General features: G+C 62.2%; 18 protein-coding genes. 10 read left to right on the top strand and 8 right to left on the bottom strand.

Going from position 1 to position 19,319, the window contains the following annotated elements:
• Positions 1-23 precede the first annotated feature (23 nt).
• Positions 24-1,448 carry a lipase gene (locus tag QF045_RS16455; protein ID WP_306493141.1) on the top strand — a complete coding sequence of 475 codons (1,425 nt, stop codon included), beginning with the start codon at positions 24-26 and terminating at the stop codon, positions 1,446-1,448.
• An 80-nt stretch (positions 1,449-1,528) separates the two neighbouring features.
• Here QF045_RS16455 and QF045_RS16450 read toward each other — a convergent pair whose 3' ends face one another.
• A complete protein-coding gene (locus tag QF045_RS16450) occupies positions 1,529-1,753 on the bottom strand; it encodes a YgdI/YgdR family lipoprotein (protein WP_003191162.1) in 225 nt (74 codons plus the stop codon).
• 200 nt (positions 1,754-1,953) lie between these two features.
• Between QF045_RS16450 and QF045_RS16445 the strand changes: the two genes are divergently transcribed.
• Positions 1,954-3,600 (top strand): VRR-NUC domain-containing protein, encoded by a 1,647-nt coding sequence (locus QF045_RS16445; protein WP_306493140.1) that lies wholly within the window; start codon positions 1,954-1,956, stop codon positions 3,598-3,600.
• Positions 3,597-5,855, top strand: a complete 2,259-nt coding sequence (locus QF045_RS16440) for an ATP-dependent DNA helicase (protein WP_306493139.1) — start codon at positions 3,597-3,599, stop codon at positions 5,853-5,855. The genes QF045_RS16445 and QF045_RS16440 overlap by 4 nt, the downstream gene beginning before the upstream one ends.
• A gap of 125 nt (positions 5,856-5,980) precedes the next feature.
• Here QF045_RS16440 and QF045_RS16435 read toward each other — a convergent pair whose 3' ends face one another.
• Together QF045_RS16435 and QF045_RS16430 are read right to left on the bottom strand one after the other, a co-directional pair.
• Positions 5,981-6,931, bottom strand: a complete 951-nt coding sequence (locus QF045_RS16435) for an alpha-E domain-containing protein (protein ID WP_306493138.1) — start codon at positions 6,929-6,931, stop codon at positions 5,981-5,983.
• 2 nt (positions 6,932-6,933) lie between these two features.
• Complete coding sequence (locus QF045_RS16430; RefSeq protein WP_306493137.1) at positions 6,934-8,343, bottom strand: circularly permuted type 2 ATP-grasp protein; 1,410 nt, start codon at positions 8,341-8,343, stop codon at positions 6,934-6,936.
• 372 nt (positions 8,344-8,715) lie between these two features.
• On the opposite strand from QF045_RS16430, the gene QF045_RS16425 reads away from it, so the two are divergent.
• The 3 genes from QF045_RS16425 (at position 8,716) to QF045_RS16415 (ending at position 9,708) form a co-directional block, all read left to right on the top strand.
• Positions 8,716-9,261: a hypothetical protein gene (locus tag QF045_RS16425; RefSeq protein WP_306493136.1), complete on the top strand. Its 546-nt coding sequence runs from the start codon at positions 8,716-8,718 to the stop codon at positions 9,259-9,261.
• Positions 9,262-9,346: 85 nt separating this feature from the next.
• Complete coding sequence (locus QF045_RS16420; RefSeq protein WP_306493135.1) at positions 9,347-9,562, top strand: hypothetical protein; 216 nt, start codon at positions 9,347-9,349, stop codon at positions 9,560-9,562.
• 11 nt (positions 9,563-9,573) lie between these two features.
• Positions 9,574-9,708 carry a hypothetical protein gene (locus tag QF045_RS16415; RefSeq protein WP_306493134.1) on the top strand — a complete coding sequence of 45 codons (135 nt, stop codon included), beginning with the start codon at positions 9,574-9,576 and terminating at the stop codon, positions 9,706-9,708.
• Here the strand turns inward: QF045_RS16415 and QF045_RS16410 are convergent.
• The 5 genes from QF045_RS16410 to QF045_RS16390 form a co-directional block, all read right to left on the bottom strand.
• Positions 9,699-10,046, bottom strand: a complete 348-nt coding sequence (locus QF045_RS16410) for a helix-turn-helix domain-containing protein (protein WP_306493133.1) — start codon at positions 10,044-10,046, stop codon at positions 9,699-9,701. The two genes, QF045_RS16415 and QF045_RS16410, sit on opposite strands and share 10 nt — an antisense overlap.
• A gap of 56 nt (positions 10,047-10,102) precedes the next feature.
• Positions 10,103-11,449, bottom strand: a complete 1,347-nt coding sequence (locus QF045_RS16405) for a sodium:proton antiporter (protein WP_306493132.1) — start codon at positions 11,447-11,449, stop codon at positions 10,103-10,105.
• 83 nt (positions 11,450-11,532) lie between these two features.
• Entirely contained in the window at positions 11,533-12,786 is a 1,254-nt protein-coding gene (locus tag QF045_RS16400; protein ID WP_306493131.1) for an EAL domain-containing response regulator, read from the bottom strand.
• A 9-nt stretch (positions 12,787-12,795) separates the two neighbouring features.
• Complete coding sequence (locus QF045_RS16395) at positions 12,796-13,179, bottom strand: response regulator (RefSeq protein ID WP_306493130.1); 384 nt, start codon at positions 13,177-13,179, stop codon at positions 12,796-12,798.
• Positions 13,164-14,504, bottom strand: a complete 1,341-nt coding sequence (locus QF045_RS16390; RefSeq protein ID WP_306493129.1) for a HAMP domain-containing sensor histidine kinase — start codon at positions 14,502-14,504, stop codon at positions 13,164-13,166. Before QF045_RS16390 ends, QF045_RS16395 begins: the two co-directional genes overlap by 16 nt.
• A gap of 313 nt (positions 14,505-14,817) precedes the next feature.
• Here QF045_RS16390 and QF045_RS16385 point away from each other — a divergent pair, with 313 nt between their 5' ends.
• Genes QF045_RS16385 through QF045_RS16370 form a run of 4 tightly spaced genes read left to right on the top strand, consistent with a single transcriptional unit; the run spans position 14,818 to position 19,311 of the window.
• Positions 14,818-16,350 carry a sugar ABC transporter ATP-binding protein gene (locus QF045_RS16385; RefSeq protein WP_306493128.1) on the top strand — a complete coding sequence of 511 codons (1,533 nt, stop codon included), beginning with the start codon at positions 14,818-14,820 and terminating at the stop codon, positions 16,348-16,350.
• Complete coding sequence (locus QF045_RS16380) at positions 16,343-17,326, top strand: ribose ABC transporter permease (protein ID WP_306493127.1); 984 nt, start codon at positions 16,343-16,345, stop codon at positions 17,324-17,326. Before QF045_RS16385 ends, QF045_RS16380 begins: the two co-directional genes overlap by 8 nt.
• A 34-nt stretch (positions 17,327-17,360) precedes the next feature.
• On the top strand, positions 17,361-18,293 hold the full coding sequence (locus QF045_RS16375) for an ABC transporter substrate-binding protein (protein WP_306493126.1): 933 nt from the start codon (positions 17,361-17,363) through the stop codon (positions 18,291-18,293).
• Positions 18,294-18,318: 25 nt separating this feature from the next.
• The gene (locus QF045_RS16370; RefSeq protein ID WP_306493125.1) at positions 18,319-19,311 is read left to right on the top strand and encodes a LacI family DNA-binding transcriptional regulator; all 993 of its coding nucleotides are present in this window, start codon (positions 18,319-18,321) and stop codon (positions 19,309-19,311) included.
• Positions 19,312-19,319: the final 8 nt, after the last annotated feature.

Raw genomic sequence — 19,319 nt, 5'->3', positions numbered from 1 at the left:
TCCAACAACAGAGAGGCAATACCATGGGTATCTTTGACTACAAACACCTCGGCACCGAGGGTTCCAAGACGCTGTTCGCCGACGCGATGGCCATTACGTTGTATTCCTACCACAACCTGGATAACGGCTTCGCCGTGGGGTATCAGCATAACGGCCTGGGCCTGGGCTTGCCGGCCACGCTGGTGGGCGCGTTGCTGGGCAGTACCGATTCCCAGGGGGTGATTCCCGGCGTTCCCTGGAACCCCGATTCGGAAAAAGCCGCCCTCGACGCGGTGCAGCAGGCCGGCTGGACGCCAATCAGCGCCAGCACCCTGGGCTACACCGGCAAAGTCGACGCCCGAGGTACGTTCTTTGGCGAGAAGCCCGGCTACGCCACGGCTCAGGTCGAGGTACTGGGCAAATACGATGACGCGGGCAAGTTGCTGGAAATCGGCATCGGTTTTCGCGGCACTTCGGGGCCGCGCGAGAGCCTGATCACCGACTCCATCGGCGACCTGATCAATGATCTGCTTGCCGCGCTCGGCCCCAAGGACTACGCGAAAAACTACGCCGGCGAAGCCTTCGGCGGCTTGCTCAAGAACGTCGCCGAGTTTGCCGGCGCCCACGGCCTGAGCGGGCAGGATGTAGTGGTCAGCGGGCATAGCCTGGGAGGGCTGGCGGTCAACAGCATGGCCGACTTGAGCGACAGCAAGTGGTCGGGCTTCTACAAGGATTCCAACTACGTGGCCTATGCCTCGCCGACCCAAAGTGCCGGCGACAAGGTGCTGAACGTGGGCTATGAAAATGACCCGGTGTTCCGGGCGCTGGATGGCGCGTCATCCACCCTGTCGACGCTGGGCGTGCATGACAAACCCCACGAATCCACCACCGATAACATCGTCAGCTTCAACGACCACTACGCATCAACGCTGTGGAACGCGCTGCCCTTTTCCATCCTCAACCTGCCGACCTGGGTGTCTCACCTGCCCACTGGCTACGGCGACGGCATGACGCGCATTCTCGACTCCGGTTTCTACGAGCAGATGACCCGCGATTCCACGGTGATCGTCGCCAATCTGTCCGACCCGGCACGGGCCACCACCTGGGTGCAAGACCTCAACCGCAATGCCGAAACGCACAAGGGCAACACTTTCATTATCGGCAGTCACGGCAACGACCTGATCCAGGGCGGCAAGGGCGCCGATTTCATTGAAGGCGGCAAAGGCAACGATACGATTCGCGACAGCAGCGGGCATAACACCTTTCTGTTCAGCGGGCACTTTGGCAACGACCGGGTGATTGGCTACCAGGCTACGGACAAGCTGGTGTTCGACGGGGTAGGGGGCAGCACCGATTACCGCGATCATGCCAAGCTCGTAGGCGCGGATACCGTGATCAGCTTCGGTGCCGACTCGGTGACACTGGTGGGTGTGAGCAGTGTGTCGGGGGAGGGGATAATGATCGGCTGACGGTCGCAATGCAGTAAAAACTGTGGGAGGGGGCAAGCCCCCTCCCACATTTTGATCGGCGTACAACGATCAATAAGGGATTATTTTTCCTTGCGCACCGTGGCCACGTCGTCCGCCTTGATCCGGATGCGCTTGCCGGCGATGTCGGTGAATTCATAGAAGCCGTCGGCGGTCTTGGCGTTGGGGGTGTCCTTGGTCAAATACTGTGTGCCGTTTTGCAACGTCACCACCGTTTGCGTGGAGCAACCGGCCAAGACCAGAAAAGTGAGTGCAACCAGCGGCAGACCCAAATTCTTCATGTTCATTTACCCTTACCTTACCCTGAATAGTCCCGCTTAAAAGCCCCGCAGCGTCTGGCTGCGGGGCATAAATGTTACGCGATCAGCTCCCTCATCTGATCGCTTTTTTGCAAAAAGTTGCAGGCGCCACTTATCTATTACTGATTGCAACAACGCGTTTGCGACGGCACTCTGTATGCATAACCAGTAGTCGATTGCTTTGCGCCATGGCCAACCCCCTCGAAGACCCCTTGTATTACCTGCACAACTTCCGCCAAGTGCTGAGTTGGCTGGAGCAGCGCTATGCCGATTTGCTCGACCCGCACGAATTGCAGTTCATTCAGCAATTCGACAGCTTGCCGCAAGCATCCCAGGCGTTATTGGTGCGCATGGTCATGCGCAAAGGCGTGCATTTTCGCGGGGCAAAGCTCAGTTATCAGGAGGTCGGCTGCCCGCATGCGGCCATGCAGCCGCTGTTGGCGTTCGGCTGGGTGGACGGCCAATGCCTGTTGGGCTTTGAGGAACTGTTCGGCTTGTTGCAAAAAGGCGAACTGCTCACGGCCTTCAGGCCCTGGATCGACCAGCCCAAAGCCAGGAAATCCGACTGGCTGGCGCCCTTGGCGGAGCGCTTTGTTGAAAGTCGCAGCTTTGCCCACTGGTGCCCCGATCTGGAGGATGTGCTGTACAGCCTCACGGTGATGGAATTGTGCGACCGCCTGCGCCTGATGTTTTTCGGCAACCTCTATCAGGACTGGTCGGAGTTCGTGCTGGCCGACCTGGGCATCTACACCTACGAGAAGGTCGCGTTCAGCGCAGAGTCCCGTGGGTTGCGCAGCCGCGCCGACGTCGAGGGCTGTGTGTTCCTGCACCAATGCCAGCAGGCTTTTGACGCGGGCGAGGCGTTGGACAGGGTACTGGCCCATATCGCCACGCTGCACACCGACAACCCCTGGCTGGAAAAGCGTCGCGCCAAACTGCTGTTCCAGATCGGCCAATACTGTGAGCGCAGCGCTGAACTGGCGCTGGCCGAACAGATCTATCGCGGCTGCGACTACCCCGGCGCGCGTTCGCGGTTGATCCGCGTGTTGGAGCGCCAAGAGGCTTATGCGCAAGCGCTGGCATTGGCCGTCGCCGCGCAGCAGGCACCGGAAAGCGCCGCCGAGCAGCAACACCTGTTGCGCGTGTTGCCGCGCCTGCGACGCAAGCTGGGTGAGCCGAGACAACCCAAGGTCAAGGCACGGGACCTCACGCGCCTGGACCTCGCCCTGGCATTCCCCGAGCCGCTGATGTCGGTGGAATATTGCGTGCAGGCCCATCTGAGCGAGCCGGACGCGCCGGTGCACTATGTGGAGAACGGCCTGATCAATTCGCTGTTCGGCCTGCTGTGCTGGGACGTGATCTTCGCGCCGCTGCCGGGGGCGTTTTTCCACCCGTTCCAGCGCGGGCCCGCCGACCTGCACAGCGAAGACTTCCAGCAACGCCGCGCCGCGTTGTTCAGCGCCTGCTTCGAGCAACTGCGCGACGAGCGCTACAAGGCCACCATCCGCCAGCGCTATGCGGACAAATGGGGGATTCAATCGCCTTTCGTGTTCTGGAACCTGCTCAGCGAAGAACTGCTGGAGCAAGCCCTGACCTGTCTGCCCGCCGAGCACCTTCGCTATTGGTTCGAGCGGCTGCTACTGGATATCCGTGCCAACCGCACCGGGATGCCCGACCTGATCCAGTTCTGGCCGGCGCAGAAAACCTACCGCATGATCGAGGTCAAGGGCCCTGGCGACCGCCTGCAGGACAACCAGTTGCGCTGGCTGGAGTTCTGCGGTGAATACCAGATGCCGGTCACGGTCTGTTACGTGCGTTGGGAGCAGGCCGCTTGAGTTATAGCGTCGCGGTGCGGGCGCTGTGCGAGTTCACGGCCAAGGTCGGGGATCTGGACCTGCGCTTTACCCCGTCGCCCAGCGCCCAGGAAGGCATCGTCGGCCATCGCACGGTGGCGTCGCGGCGCAGCGCGCATTATCAGAACGAAGTGGCGCTGGAAGGCGAGTACGCGCAGCTCAAGGTACGCGGCAGGGCCGACGGCTATGACCCGGACCGCAACCGCCTGGAAGAAGTGAAAACCTATCGCGGTGACCTCCAGGCCCAGCCGGCCAACCATCGGCAGCTGCATTGGGCGCAGGCCAAAGTCTACGGTTGGCTGATGTGCCAGAAACTCGGGCTCAGCGACATCGAGCTGGCGCTGGTGTACTTCGACATCGTCGGCGAGGGCGAAACCCTGCTCACCCAGCGCTTCACCGCGCCGGAGCTCGAACATTTCTTCAACCAACAATGTGTGCTGTTTCTGGACTGGGCCCACCAGCAAATGCAGCATCGCGAGGCGCGCAACCACGCCGCGCAAGGCCTGGCCTTTCCCCACGCTGAGTTTCGCAGCGGCCAGCGTGTGCTCGCCGAATCGGTCTACAAAGCGGTGAGTACCGGCCGCTGCCTGATGGCCCAGGCGCCCACGGGGATTGGCAAGACCGTCGGCACGCTGTTTCCGATGCTCAAGGCCCTGGCGCCCCAGCAGTTGGACACCGTGTTTTTCCTCACCGCCAAGACCCCGGGCCGCAAGTTGGCGCTGGACGCCGCCCAGGTGTTGTACGACAGCAGTCCCGACTTGCCTTTGCGCGTGCTGGAACTGGTGGCGCGGGACAAGGCGTGCGAGCACCCGGATAAAGCCTGCCACGGCGAGTCGTGCCCGCTGGCCAAGGGCTTTTACGACCGCTTGCCCGCCGCGCGCCAGGCCGCGACCGGGGTGCGCCTGCTCGATCAACATCATCTGCGCGAGGTGGCGCTGGCCCACGATGTCTGCCCCTATTACCTGAGCCAGGAAATGGCGCGCTGGACCGATGTGGTGGTCGCCGACTACAACTACTATTTCGACTTTGGCGCGATGCTTTTCGGCCTGGCCCAGCTCAACCAGTGGCGGGTCGCGGTGCTGGTGGACGAGGCCCATAACCTGGTCGAGCGGGCGCGTTCGATGTACAGCGCCAGCCTCGATCAGTACAGCCTCAAGACCTTGCGCGAGAGTGCGCCCGAGCCGCTGAAAAAGTCATTGCAGCGCCTGAACCGCGAGTGGAATGCGCTGCACAAGGACCAGCTCGCGCCGTATCAGGCCTACGCGACCAAACCCGACAAGCTGCTCCAGGCCCTGAGCCTGTGTGCCAGCGCCATGGGCGATTACTTCAACGACCACCCCGAAGCCCTCAGCGGTGACCTGCAAGCCTTCTACTTCGAGGCGCTGCAATTTGCCAAGGTGGCCGAGCTGTTCAATGAGCACTTCATTTTCGATATCAGCAAACGCCAGTACAGCGGCAAGCGCAGCAGCTCGACCTTGTGCCTGCGCAACGTGGTGCCGGCCGAATTCATCCGGCCCAGGTTGACCGCCGCGCGCAGCAGCGTGCTGTTTTCCGCGACCTTGAGCCCGCGCCACTATTACGCCGACTTGCTCGGGTTGCCGACCGACACCGCCTGGGTCGACGTCGAGTCGCCGTTCAACGCTGAGCAATTACAGGTGAGCATTATCGACTGCATTTCCACGCGCTTTGTGCACCGCCAAGCGTCGCTGGAACCCATCGTGGCGTTGATTGCCCGGCAATTCGCCGAGCAACCCGGCAACTACCTGGCGTTTTTCTCAAGCTTCGATTACCTGCAACAGGTGGCGCAGTTGATGGCCGAGCGTCATCCCCAGGTCACGCTGTGGTTGCAGTCGCGGGGCATGGCCGAGGCTGAACGCCAGGCGTTTCTCGACCAGTTCACCCAGCACAGCCAGGGCATCGGCTTTGCGGTATTGGGCGGTGCTTTTGGCGAAGGCATTGATTTGCCCGGTGCGCGCCTGATCGGCGCGTTTATCGCCACCCTGGGCTTGCCGCAGCTCAACCCGGTGAATGAACAGATGAAGGCGCGCATGGGCGCGATTTTCGGTGCGGGGTACGACTACACCTACCTGTATCCCGGTATCCAGAAAGTCGTGCAGGCAGCGGGGAGGGTGATCCGCAGCCAGCACGACCGCGGCGTGGTGATGTTGATCGACGACCGCTTTGGTGAAGCGCGGGTGCGCCAATTGCTGCCCAGTTGGTGGTCGATTGATAGCTGACAGATGGACAGCGGTCCATGTGGGAGGGGGCTTGCTCCCGATGCGGTGAGGCAGCTGCAGATAAGTGACTGATACACCGCCATCGGGAGCAAGCCCCCTCCCACAGTTTTGATCCGGGGTATGCTTCAGACCACTTCCAGGTAGGAGCTTTGTATCGCCCGCGCCAATTCGCGAACGGTGTCGATAAAGTCCGTCAGCCGTGTGTGCAGCCCGTCTTCGAGAATTTCGTCGATCCCGGTGTACCGCAACCGCGCTTCGAATTCCGCCGCCAGGCGCTGCGCGGTGCGCCCGTAACTGCCGGGCAGGTCGGCGAGGATATGGCTCAATTCCTCGACGCACGCATGCAGCGAGCGCGGCACGTCACTGCGCAGCAACAGCAGTTCCGACACCGAGCGCGCATTCAAGGCGTTCGGGTAGAGCTCGGTATACGCCTCGAACGACGACAGTGCGCGCAGCAGGGCGCTCCACTGGTAGTAACCGCGCGCCGACAGGTCGCTGACTTCCTCGGATTCTTCGCCAAACATCTCATAGCGCGCATCCAGCAGGCGCAGGGTGTTGTCCGCACGCTCGACAAAGGTGCCCAGGCGAATGAACCGATAGGCGTCATTGCGCATGATGGTGCCGGAAGTTGCGCCGCGAAACAGGTGCGAGCGCTGCTTGACCCAGTCACAGAAGTGGCTGATGCCATGGCGCGCCAGGCCGCCGGCGGCGATGCTGCGCATTTCCAGCCAGGTGGCGTTGAGGTTTTCCCACATGTCGGCGGTGATGCGCCCGCGCACGGCGTGGGCGTTGCCCCGGGCAGCGCGCAGGCAGTTGTAGATGCTGGCCGGGTTTTCTTCGTCGAGGGCGAAGAAATGCAGCATGCGTTCGGCGTCCAGTTGCTTGTGGCGTTCCAGGTAATTGTCCAGGGTGCCGCTGCTGAGCAGTGACATCGCCAGTTCGTCCAGGCCATCGCTGCGCCCGGCGTGGGGCATCAGCGACAGCGAATAGCTGACTTCCAGCATGCGCGCCAGGTTCTCGGCGCGCTCCAGGTAGCGCGACATCCAGTACAGATCTGCGGCGGTTCTACTCAACATACTCAGCCCTCCACCACCCAGGTGTCCTTGGTTCCGCCGCCTTGCGACGAATTGACGATCAGCGAGCCTTCCTTCAGCGCGACACGGGTCAGGCCACCGGGCACCAGGCGCGTTTCCTTGCCCGACAGCACGAACGGGCGCAGGTCGATATGCCGTGGCGCGATGCCGTTTTCGACAAAGGTCGGGCAGGTCGACAGGCTCAGGGTCGGCTGTGCGATGTAGGCGTGGGGGCGGGCCTTGATGCGTTGGCGAAAGTCCTCGATCTCGGCGGCGGTCGAAGCCGGGCCGACCAACATGCCGTAGCCGCCGGAGCCCTGGGTTTCCTTGACCACCAGTTGCTCAAGGTTGGCCAGCACATGGGACAGTTCATCGGGCTTGCGGCACTGGAAGGTCGGCACGTTCTGCAGCACCGGCTCCTCATCCAGGTAGAAACGGATCATTTCCGGCACATAGGGGTAGATCGATTTGTCATCAGCCACGCCGGTGCCGATGGCATTGGCCAGCACCACGTTACCGGCGCAATAGGCGGCCACCAGGCCGGGCACGCCGAGCATCGAATCGGGGTTGAAAGCCTTGGGGTCAAGGAACGCGTCGTCGATGCGCCGGTAAATCACATCCACCGGCTTGGGGCCGTCGGTGGTGCGCATGAACACCTTGAGGTCGTGCACGAACAGGTCGGCGCCTTCCACCAGCTCCACGCCCATTTCCCGGGCGAGGAAGGCATGTTCGAAGAAGGCACTGTTGAAGCGCCCAGGCGTCAGCACCACGACGTTGGGGTTGTCCAGACGGCTGGAGCTTTTGAGGGTCTTGAGCAGCAGGTTGGGGTAGTGGTCCACCGGCGCGATGCGTTGCCTGGCGAACACTTCCGGGAACAGGCGCATCATCATCTTGCGGTCTTCGAGCATGTAGCTCACACCGCTGGGGGTGCGCAGGTTGTCTTCGAGTACGTAGTAGGTGCCGTCACCGTCACGCACCAGGTCGACGCCGGAGATGTGCGAGTAAATGTCGCGGTGCAGGTCCAGGCCGACCATCGCCTGTTGATACCCCTCGTTACCCAGCACCTGGTCGGCGGGGATGATCCCGGCCTTGATGATGCGCTGGTCGTGGTAGATGTCGGCGAGGAACATGTTCAACGCGGTGACCCGCTGGATACAGCCGCGCTCGATCACGCTCCATTCGCTGGCGGGGATGCTGCGGGGGATGATGTCGAAGGGGATCAGGCGTTCGGTGTCCTGCTCATCGCCGTACAGGGTGAAGGTGATCCCGGCGCGGTGGAACAGCAAATCAGCCTCACGGCGCCGCTGGGCCAGCAATTCGGGCGGCGTATTGGCCAGCCAGCGCGAGAAATCCTGATAGTGCGCCCGGCACGCGCCGTCTGCGTCATTCATTTCATCGAAGAAAGATCGAGCCATTCCAGTACCTTGTCAGTGCCCAGGATTGCTGGGTGGCACTGCCGCTTAAAAAAACGCATTTTTTTATGAGCCCGTGGCTTAGGGTGCCAACAGGCCTGGTCCTTACTTTCTTATGGAGTCGGCTCTGGGTCGGGGGGTAACGCATGCTCCTGTTTACCGGCAGATGAATGGTTTAAGCAAAGCGTGTGCCGCAACTGCCAAGTCAACGCGATCGCCCTGTGGCGAGGGCGCTTGCTCCCGCCGGGCAGCGAAGCGGCCCCCTGAGCAGCTCCCTCAGCCCCCAAGAGCGCTCCAATTTGGTGCGCGAAAAACTTGAACTTCACCCAGCCCGATTTCTTCTAATCAAGTCTTGAAACCACGTGGAGCCACGTCGTGCCCAGAATCATTTCGCCCGACACCCCGGAAGCGGCCCTGACCGACCACAGCGAGCACAACGCCAAGATCTTTGGTTCGCCCAAGGACCGGCTCGATTTCTATCGTCGCGAGATCCAGTACGAAACCAGTATCCTGGCCAACCGTACCGACGCCTACCTCACCGCGCAGTCGTTCCTGGTGATTGCTTTCGTTTCCGGTATGGGCAACCTCAACCCGGAGTGGGGCAAGTTGTTCACCCTGGTGGTGCCAGTGTTTCTCGCCTTGCTGGGCATCCTCAGCTCCCTCAACGCCTGGCCTGGCATACGTGCCGCCTACGAGATCATCGATCACTGGCACTACAAGCAAAGCGAGCTGCTGCGCAGTGAACCGGTGATGGGCATGGCCTACGATGAGTCGCCGCTATTCTCCGAGATGGAGTCGTCGCACAAGGGCTATCGCAAGTCGCTGCTGTTTTCCATGCGTGCGCCGTGGTTGTTCATGGTGTTCTGGCTGGTGTTGGGCATCTATGCCTTCTATATCCAGGTCGACAACCCGTTGCATTGAGCAATCGGACTGAACTTCATGCGTTAACGCAGCGCCTTAGTCTTACGTGGTACAGATTTTCCACAGGCCTGCGAAGAGGTGCGCCATGACGACAGACAACGATCCCCAGACCCATCACCGCAACGACCCGGTGGCTGACGGTAACGCGCCGGCCCCCGGCACCGCCGCCGATGCACCCAAGGATCCAGCGCCGGCGAGCGACGCAGTAGCCGAGGAAAACGACTACAGTCCAGACTTCAAGCCTGAGCCGCTCGAGCCCAAGCCTGAAACCGATGCCGATATCGATACCCAAGGCGGTTAGAGGAGAAGGTCATGTCAAAAGAATTGGATGAAGAACTCAACGATCCTGGCAATGAAGACCCAGGCTCGCTGATGGACGATGCCGAAGTGCCGCTCAACGATTTGGATGAAGCGGCGGACGTCGGTCACACCGAAGATCAGGACTGATCCGGTGGCGGGCCGGAGGGATCGCTGAGCTTGAAGTAAAGGTCTTCTTCAGGCGGCCCGTCCAGCGTTACCTCCTGGCCCACCACGCGGTTGTCCATCAACGTCTGCGCCTGATCGCGGCTGATGTTGATCACTGTGCTGCGCTTGCCGGTCACCACATACACCACATCCACCCCATGGGCTGCCAATTGCGCCAGATAGTCGGCGCGCGGCAGGTCCTCGCCCTGTTCATATTGACGTTGCTCGTGCGCGCTCACGCCGCCCGCTCGGGCCAGGTACTGCTGGGAATAACCCAGGCGCCGGCGTTCCTCAAGCAATCGTTGCCCTATGTTTTTCATCTGATGACTCGCGCTTATGGGTATTGACTGTTTGAAACCGCGGCGCGGCGCGGGATTCAATTTTTTTGCGCGGCGCGGCGCTCGTACCACACCAGCATCGGCTGGGTACTCAAGCCATGCACCATCACGCTCAAGGCAATCACCGAGAGGGTCAGGTTCACCGCCACCGCGCTGCTGGTGCCGACCAGCCCGTGGTTGAGGGCATAGAACAGGTAATAGATGCTGCCGATCCCGCGAATGCCGAACCAACTGACCAGACTGCGTTGCCGGCGGTCCATCAGGCGGCCCCAAGGCATGGCGAACACGCTGAGCGGGCGGATCACACAGAACAGCAACGCGGCCACCGCCAGCGCGCGCCAGTCCCAATGACTGACCAGCACGATACCCAGCACGGTCACCAGGAATACTTCCATGGAGCGCTCCACCAGGCTGCCGAAGGCCAGCATATCGCCCATCATCACACCGGCTGCGATCTGGGTGTCCTGCAATTGGCTGACATCGCCGTGCAAGGCCCGCTCAGGCTCGATCTCCAGGTGGCCCACTACCGGCTGCGCCAGGTGCTCGGAGGGTATCCGGGCGTACCCGGTGGATTTGAACTCGGCCTGGCGCAGCCCTAGGCCCGCTGCGAACACCGACAGAAAGCCATAGCCGCCGACGGCTTCGGCACTCACGTACGCCAAGGCGATCAATGCCAGCGTCAGGTAATCGTTGGGTGACAAGGTGCTGTCGGCATTGATCAGGCGCAGGCGCAAGGTCACGCGACCGATGCCACGCCCCATCCAGTAGCCAATCAACAGGCCGACCGGCACTGCCCAGAGCAGGTTTTTCAGCACCCAACCGCCGAACCAGTCGCCATCGAAACCGCCGTGCTGCATAAACAACAGGCCAAAGATCACGAAGGGAAAGGCGGTGCCGTCGTTCAGGCCGGCCTCTCCGGACAGGCCGAACCGCAGCGGGTCATCGTCCTGCGCATTATTGACCTGTACCAGCCCGGCCAGCACCGGGTCGGTCGGCGCGAGCATGGCGCCCACCAGCAATGACGCACCCCACGGCAACGCAAACAGATAATGCAAGGCCAGGCAGGTGCCCAGGATAGTCAGCAACATCACCGGTCCCGCCATGCCAAAGGCGATACGCCAGGTGCGATGCTTGAGGGGCAGGCGCAGTTTCAGACCGCTGACGAACAGCGAAAACAGCACCGCGACTTCGGTCAGGTGCTCCATCCAGCGCGCTGAACCCTTGATGTCCAGGTGCAACAGGTCCACGCCTAGCGGACCGATCGCGATGCCCAGCAACAGGCACACCGCTGAGGTGGTCACTGGCATCCAGCGCAGGTAGGAGGAGGTGAGGGCCAGGATCAGCAAAATGGCCCCCAGTACGGCCATCCATAGAATAAACGTCATTAAGCGTGCGTCCGGCCGTGGTCTATGCAGGTTGGAGAGGCACGGCCAGATACAGGTTCAATGTGGTTTGGCGCTTGCGCGCATCATGCCCCGGCTCGGTGCTCCAGCAGCAGGCGCTCCACACTGGCCCCCGGCAACGGTCGACTGAACAGATAGCCCTGGATCTGATCGCAGCCGGCTTGCTTCAAGAATTCCAGTTGCTCCGGCGTTTCAACGCCTTCGGCGACCGTCTGCAGGTTCAGGCTGTGGGCCAGTTCGATGATGGTACGGGTGATGGCCGCGTCCTGGGGGTTGGTGGTGACTTCGCGGATAAACGCGATGTCGATTTTCAGGGTGTCGATGGGAAAACGGCGCAGGTACGCCAGGCTTGAATAGCCGGTGCCGAAGTCATCGATGGAGATTTTTACGCCCAGGGTGCGCAGGCGCTGCAGGCTGGCGATGGTGTGCTGGGTGTCTTCCATCAGTGAGCCTTCGGTCAGTTCGACTTCCAGGTAACATGCCTGAACCCCGGTGCTGGCCAGGATCTGCGCGATATCGGCAATCAGGTCGCCCTCGATCAGTTGGTGCCCCGAGACGTTGACCGACACTTGCACCGCGCCGACGGCACCGTCTTGCCACGTGGCGATCTGCTGACACACACGCTCGATTACCCAGCGCCCAACGCTCACGATCAACCCCAGGCTTTCGAGCAGCGGCACGAACACCGCCGGGGAGATCGCGCCATGACCTGGGCGATCCCAGCGCAGCAGGGCTTCCAACGCGGCGATCTGGCCGCCGGCCAGCTCGAGCTTGGGCTGGTAGTGCAGGGTGAAATCCCCGCGTTCCACCGCCAGGCGCAGGTCCTTTTCCATGCCCTGGCGTGCCAGGTCAGGCACGCTCGGGGCGGTTGCTTCACCGGCTTGGCGCTGCAGTTGCTGCTCCAGCAACAGGCTATGACTTTTGAACTGGTCGCCACGGGCCTTGAGCCGCAGCAGGTTGCGCACCCGCAACCACAGCTCGACGCGCTCCACCGGCTTGCTGAGGAACTCCTCGGCGCCGGTTTGCAGCCCGCTCACGCGAGCGCTGGGTTCGTTGAGGGCCGACAGCATGATGATCGGAATGCTGGCCGTGGATTCGTCAGCCTTCAAGTGGCTGGCCACTTCATAACCGTCCATGCCCGGCATCATGATGTCCAGCAGGATCAGGTCCGGTGGTTGTTGCGCCACCAGGCGCAGGGCTTCTTCACCACTGTCGGCGCTCAATATGCGGTAGCCCTCGGGCTGCAGCAGGGTTTCGAGCAGCTTGCGAACCAGGGGTTCGTCGTCAACGATCAACAGCGTGGCGGGTGGGCTGGCCATGGAGAGAACTCATGTGAGGGGGCTGATGGTCTGTTGCAGCAAGCTGTCGATCACCTGATATAGCTCTTTGTAGCGCAGCGGCTTGATGATGTACGCGTCGCAGCCGGCCAGCCGGGTCTTTTCCCGGTCCTCTTTCATCGCCATCGCGGTCAGGGCGATCACCGGGATATGGGCCGTGACGGGGTCTTGCTTGAGCAGGGCAGTGGCGGCCAGGCCGTCCATGCCCGGCAGCTGGATGTCCATCAGCAACAGCGCCGGCTGTTTTTCCCGGGCCAGGGTCAGGCCGGTTTCGGCATCCGTGGCGCACAACACCGTATGCCCGGCGTGGACCAACAGCAGGCTGGCCAGGCGCATGTTCGCCTCGTTGTCTTCGACGATCAGGATCTCGGCCATGATGCCTCCGGGGCACGATGCAACGGCAGCCACACCACAAAGCGTGTGCCCAGGCCCACGCGGCTGGCCACGGCGACGCTGCCGCCGTGCAAGTCGGTCAGTTGCTTGACCAGCGCCAACCCAAGGCCGGTGCCTTCAAACTTGCGCGCCAGGCTGCTGTCGATCTGGCTGAAGGCCTTGAACAGCTTGTTCATGTCGTCTTCGGCGATACCGATACCGGTGTCGCTCACGCTCAGTTCCAGAAAGCACTGGAACGCGCTGGGTGGCAGGGCGAACCCGTGTGTCGGCCAATCCCCCGGCACCTGGCCGACCTCGGCGCGGCTGACTTCACGCACTGCGAGGGTCACGCGGGCACCGTGTTCACTGAACTTCACTGCGTTGGCCAGCAGGTTGTAGATGATCTGCTTGGTCTTGCGCAGGTCCAGCGCCAGCACGCCAAAATCCTTCGCGCATTCCAATTTCAACTCGATACGCTGCAACGCGGCTTTTTCCCGCACGATCAGCAAGCTGTTGGCCAGCAGCCCGTCGAGCTCTACGGGCTCCAGCTCCAGGTCCATCATCCCGGCCTCGACCTTGGACAGGTCGAGAATGTCATTGATCAACGACAGCAGATGCTGCCCGCTGGTGAAAATGTCGCCGATGTATTCGCGCTGCACCTCACTCATGTCGCCGACCAGCCCATCCCTGAGCGCCTCGGAAAAGCCGATCACCGCGTTCAGCGGCGTGCGCAGTTCGTGGGACATGGTGGCGAGGAACTCGGTCTTCATGCGGCTGGCGTGTTCCAGTTCCAGGTTCTTTTCTTCCAGTGCGCGCTCAAAGCCCTTGCGCTCGGCTTCTTCCTGCTTGCGCGCGGTGTTGTCGGTACCGATCAGCAGGTAGCCAATGATGGTGTCATGGCGATTGCGCAACGCGGTCACAGACACCATTGCGGACAAGCGACTGCCGTCCTTGCGGATATAGGTTAGTTCGTAAATGTCTTCAATGCCTCGGGACGCCTTGAACACCAGGGCTTCGAAGCCCGGCGTGATCGGCGTATCGAATTCCAGGCTCAGGGCGGCGGCGCGGGTGATCAGTTCACCGGGGTCGGAGATGTCGGCGGGGGTAATGAGATTGAGCACATCGGCGGCGGCATAACCGAGCATGCGTTCGGCGCCGACGTTGAAGATCTGGATCACGCCTTTCTCGTCAGTGGCGATGCTGGAGAAATACGCGCTGCTGAAGATCGCATCCTGCAGCGCGCCGGTCTTGAGCAGGGTTTTCTGGCGTTTGAACTCGACGATCTTTTCGGCGCGTGACTGGGGCGGGTCGGGTAGGGATGTGTCCATTGCCAGGCATTCCGGGAACTTCAGGCCCGCCATCGCGTAGCACGCTGGCGCAGAACATGCTCACAAAAGATCGCGCAAGCGCGACAAGGAGGAGATGAGTTCTGTAGACAATAGCAGAATTATGGCGTTTTGATTGCCGATGACATCCATTTGACGCTAGAAAGCTGGCGCTGCGAGGCTTTGGTGGTTTTGTCGGAGGTGAAACGTTTCATCAAGCCGATAAATGGCGACGCAAGCGCTTGCGTAAGCAAATGTATCTGAACTAGAGTCGGCAGCACTCGACAACAAAAACAATAAATCCAGGAGCTCATCCATGAGCCTTGAACCCTTGCTTGAGATGCAGGGCATCAGCAAAACCTTCAACGGTTTGCGCGTGCTCAAAAGTGTCGGCCTGAAGGTCTACCCCGGCGAAATCCACGCCTTGATGGGGGAGAACGGCGCCGGCAAATCCACGCTGATGAAAATCCTCTCCGGCGCTTACCAGGCCGACCCCGGCGGCGAAATCCGCATCGACGGCCAACCCGTCTCCAGCTTTACCCCCGCCACCGCCAAAGCCCTCGGCATCGCCGTGATCTACCAGGAATTGAGCCTGTGCCCGAACCTGAGCGTGGCCGAGAACATCTACCTGGGCCGCGAATTGCGCCGTGGGTGGACCATCGACCGCAAAGGCATGCAAGCCGGTTGCCTGCAAGTGCTGCAACGCCTGGGCGCTGAATTCACCGCGGCCACCCTGGTGAGCAGCCTGTCGATCGCCGAGCGCCAGTTGGTGGAAATCGCCCGTGCCCTGCATGCCCACGCCCGAATCCTGGTGATGGACGAGCCGACCACGCCATTGTCATCGCGCGAGACCGACCGCCTGTTTGCGTTGATCAAGCAACTGCGCAGCCAGGGCCTGGCGATCATCTATATCAGCCACCGCATGGCCGAGATCTACGAGTTGTCGGACCGCGTGTCGGTGCTGCGCGACGGCCAATACATCGGCGAGTTGACCCGCGATGCGCTGTCGGCCGACGTGCTGGTGAAAATGATGGTGGGCCGCGACCTGTCCGGCTTCTACAAGAAGGAGCACGCCGCCTATAACCCCGGCAACGTGGTGATGCGCGTGCGCGACATGGCCGACGGCAAGCGCGTGCGCAATTGCAGTTTCGACCTGCATGCCGGCGAAGTGTTGGGCATTGCCGGGCTGGTCGGGGCAGGGCGCACCGAGCTGGCGCGCTTGATCTTCGCGGCCGACCCGCGCACCAGCGGCACCCTGGAAGTGGTCGGCAAAACCGTCACGCAACTGCGCACCCCGGCCGATGCGATCCGCGCCGGCGTGGTGTACCTCACCGAGGACCGCAAGGCCCAGGGCCTGTTCCTGGACATGAGCGTGGCCGACAACATCAACGTGTGCGCCTGCGTGCCGGACGCCCGCGCCGGTGGGGTGCTGGACCGCGCCCATGCCGCGCAGCGCGCCAACGATGCGATCAAGTCGCTGTCGATTCGCGTGGCGTCCGGCAAGGTCAATGTGGGCGCGCTGTCCGGCGGCAACCAGCAGAAGGTCTTGCTGGCGCGGCTGCTGGAGGTCAAGCCGCATGTGCTGATTCTGGATGAGCCCACCCGTGGCGTGGACATCGGCTCCAAATCCGAGATCTACCGCATCATCAATCAACTGGCCCAGGCCGGTGTCGGCATCGTGGTGATTTCCAGCGAACTGCCGGAAATCATCGGCACGTGCGACCGCGTGCTGATCATGCGCGAAGGCCAGTTGGTGGCTGAAGTCGGCGGGGCCTCCGGTCACGTCATCTCCCAGGAACGTATTATCGACCTCGCCACCGGTGGCGATCAGGTGGTTGCCAATGGCTGAATTGAATATCGCAACAACAACGACGGGCAAGGCTGAGCGCGTACGCGAGTTGATGCGCACGGTGGGCATGTTGCCGGTGCTAGTGTTGCTGCTGGTGGGGTTTGCCCTGGCCAGCGAAAACTTCATGACCGTGCAGAACCTGTCGATCATCACCCAGCAGGCCTCGGTGAATGTGGTGCTGGCGGCCGGCATGACCTTCGTGATTCTCACCGCGGGCATCGACCTGTCGGTGGGGGCGATCCTGGCCGCGTCGGCGGTGGTGGCGCTGCAGGCCTCGATGTCGCCGCAGTTCGGCATGTTCGGTATTGCCGCCGGCATCGGATTCGGCCTGTTGCTCGGGCTGGTCAACGGTGGGCTGATCGCATTCATGCGCCTGCCGCCGTTTATCGTCACCCTCGGCGCACTCACCGCCATGCGCGGCCTGGCGCGATTGCTGGCCGATGACAAGACGGTGTTCAACCCCGACTTGCCGTTTGCCTTCATCGGCAACGACTCAGTCCTCGGCGTGCCGTGGCTGGTGATCATCGCGGTGGCCGTGGTGGCGATGTCGTGGTTTATCTTGCGGCGCACGGTGATGGGCGTGCAGATCTACTCGGTGGGCGGCAACCCGGAAGCGGCGCGGCTGTCGGGGATCAAGGTGTGGAAGGTGCTGCTGTTCGTCTACGCCATGTCCGGTGCGCTGGCCGGGCTCGGCGCGGTGATGAGCGCCTCGCGCCTGTTCGCCGCCAACGGCCTGCAACTGGGGCAGTCCTATGAACTGGACGCGATTGCCGCGGTGATCCTCGGCGGCACCAGCTTTACCGGCGGCGTCGGCACCATCGGCGGCACGCTGATCGGCGCCCTGATCATTGCGGTGCTCACCAATGGCCTGGTGCTGCTGGGGGTATCGGATATCTGGCAGTACATCATCAAGGGCATCGTGATCATCGGCGCGGTGGCGCTGGATCGCTATCGCCAGTCCGGCGCCCGTACCTGAGTTCACTCCTACAACAATCACAAGAGAGACCCGCATGAACATCAAACGTATCTTTCCCGTCATTGCCTTGGCTGCCCTGATGTCCCAAGCCGCGCAAGCCCGCGAGCTCAAGGCCCTGGGCATCAGCATGGGCTCTTTGGGCAATCCTTACTTCGTGACCCTGGCCGACGGCGCCACGGCGCGGGCCAAGGAACTCAATCCCAACGTCAAGGTGACATCGGTGTCGGCGGACTATGACCTGAGCAAACAGTTCTCGCAGATCGACAACTTCATTTCCTCCAAGGTCGACCTGATCCTGATCAACGCCGTCGACCCCTCCGCCATGGCCTCGGCAATCAAAAAGGCGCGAGACGCCGGGATTGTGGTGGTGGCGGTGGACGTGGACGCCAAGGGCGTCAACGCCACGGTGCAGACCGACAACGTCGAAGCCGGCAAGCTGGCCTGCCAGTACCTGGTGGACAAGCTCTCGGGCAAGGGCAACGTGATTATCCAGAACGGCCCGCAGGTCACCGCCGTGACGGATCGTGTCAAAGGCTGCAAGACCGCGCTGGCCGGCGCGCCCGACATCAAGGTGCTGTCCGACGACCAGGACGGCAAAGGCTCGCGCGAAGGCGGCTTGAACGTGATGCAGGGTTACCTCACGCGCTTCCCGAAGATCGACGGCCTGTTCGCGATCAACGACCCGCAAGCCATTGGCAGCGACTTGGCAGCCAAGCAGCTCAAGCGTAGCGGCATCATCATCACCTCGGTGGACGGCGCGCCGGATATCGAGAACGCACTGAAGACCGACACCCAGATCCAGGCCTCCGCCAGCCAGGACCCGTGGGCCATGGCCCAGACTGCTGTGGATGTAGGCAACGACCTGCTCAACGACAAAGCCCCGGCCGAAGCGGTGACCTTGCTCACGCCCAAGCTGATCACCCGGGACAATGTCGGCACCTACAGCGGCTGGTCGAGCAAACATTGAGTCGTTGACCCAAGGGGATAGCGCCATGGTCACCATGGATGACGTGGCACGCAGCGCCGGAGTATCGACGTCGACGGTGTCCCATGTGTTGAACGGGACGCGCAAGGTCAGCCCGGCGACGGTGCAGGCGGTGCAGCGGGCGATTCAGGCGTTGGGCTATACGCCCAACACCCTGGCCCGCTCGCTGGCACGGTCGAGTACCAGCACCATCGGCGTGGCGATTTCGGCGCTGTCCAACCATTATTTCAGCGAGACGGTGCACGCGATTGAAACCGAGTGCGCCCGCCACGGCTACATGATGTTGTTTGTCGACACCCACGACGACCCGGAGCAAGAGTTGCGGGTCGTCACCGCGCTGCATCATCGGCGGGTCGACGGCATTGTGCTGGCGCCCTCGAACGGCTCGCTGGCGCTGGAGTACCTGCGCGCCAACCAGATCCCCGCCGTGCTGGTGGATCGCATGATGAGCGAGCAGTTCGACCAGGTCGGGGTGGAGAACAGCCAGGCCACCCAGGCGTTGATCGCGCACCTGATTGCCCACGGGCACCGCCGCATCGGCTTCATCGCCGGGCGCAGCGGTTTCAGTACCACCGATGAGCGGGTGGCGGGGTACAAGGCCGCGCTGGAGGCGGCGGGGCTGGCGTTCGATCCGCAGTTGCTGGTCAACGGCGGCTCCAACACCGAACCGGCACGCCAGGCCACCCAGCAGTTGCTAAGCCTGGCCGCGCCGCCCACGGCCATCATGGCCGGCAATAACCTGATGACGCTGGGCGCCATGCACGCCCTGCGTGACGCCCATCTCGACGTGCCGGGGCACATGGCCCTGGTGGGCTTCGATGATTTCGACTGGGCGGATTTCTTCGTGCCGCGCCTGACCCTGATCGCCCAGCCGGTCCAGCAGCTCGGCGCCCGCGCTGTCGAATTGCTGCTGCAACGCATGGCGAGCCCCACTGCACCCAAGCACAGCGTACGCCTGGCGCCACGCCTGCACGTGCGTCATTCCTGTGGCTGTGACTGATTGGACCA

It is taken from the genome of Pseudomonas sp. W4I3, assembly GCF_030816195.1.
Taxonomy (GTDB): Bacteria; Pseudomonadota; Gammaproteobacteria; order Pseudomonadales; family Pseudomonadaceae; genus Aquipseudomonas.
Note: the sequence above shows the minus strand (reverse complement) of the source record. Positions and strands in the feature narration are given on the sequence as shown.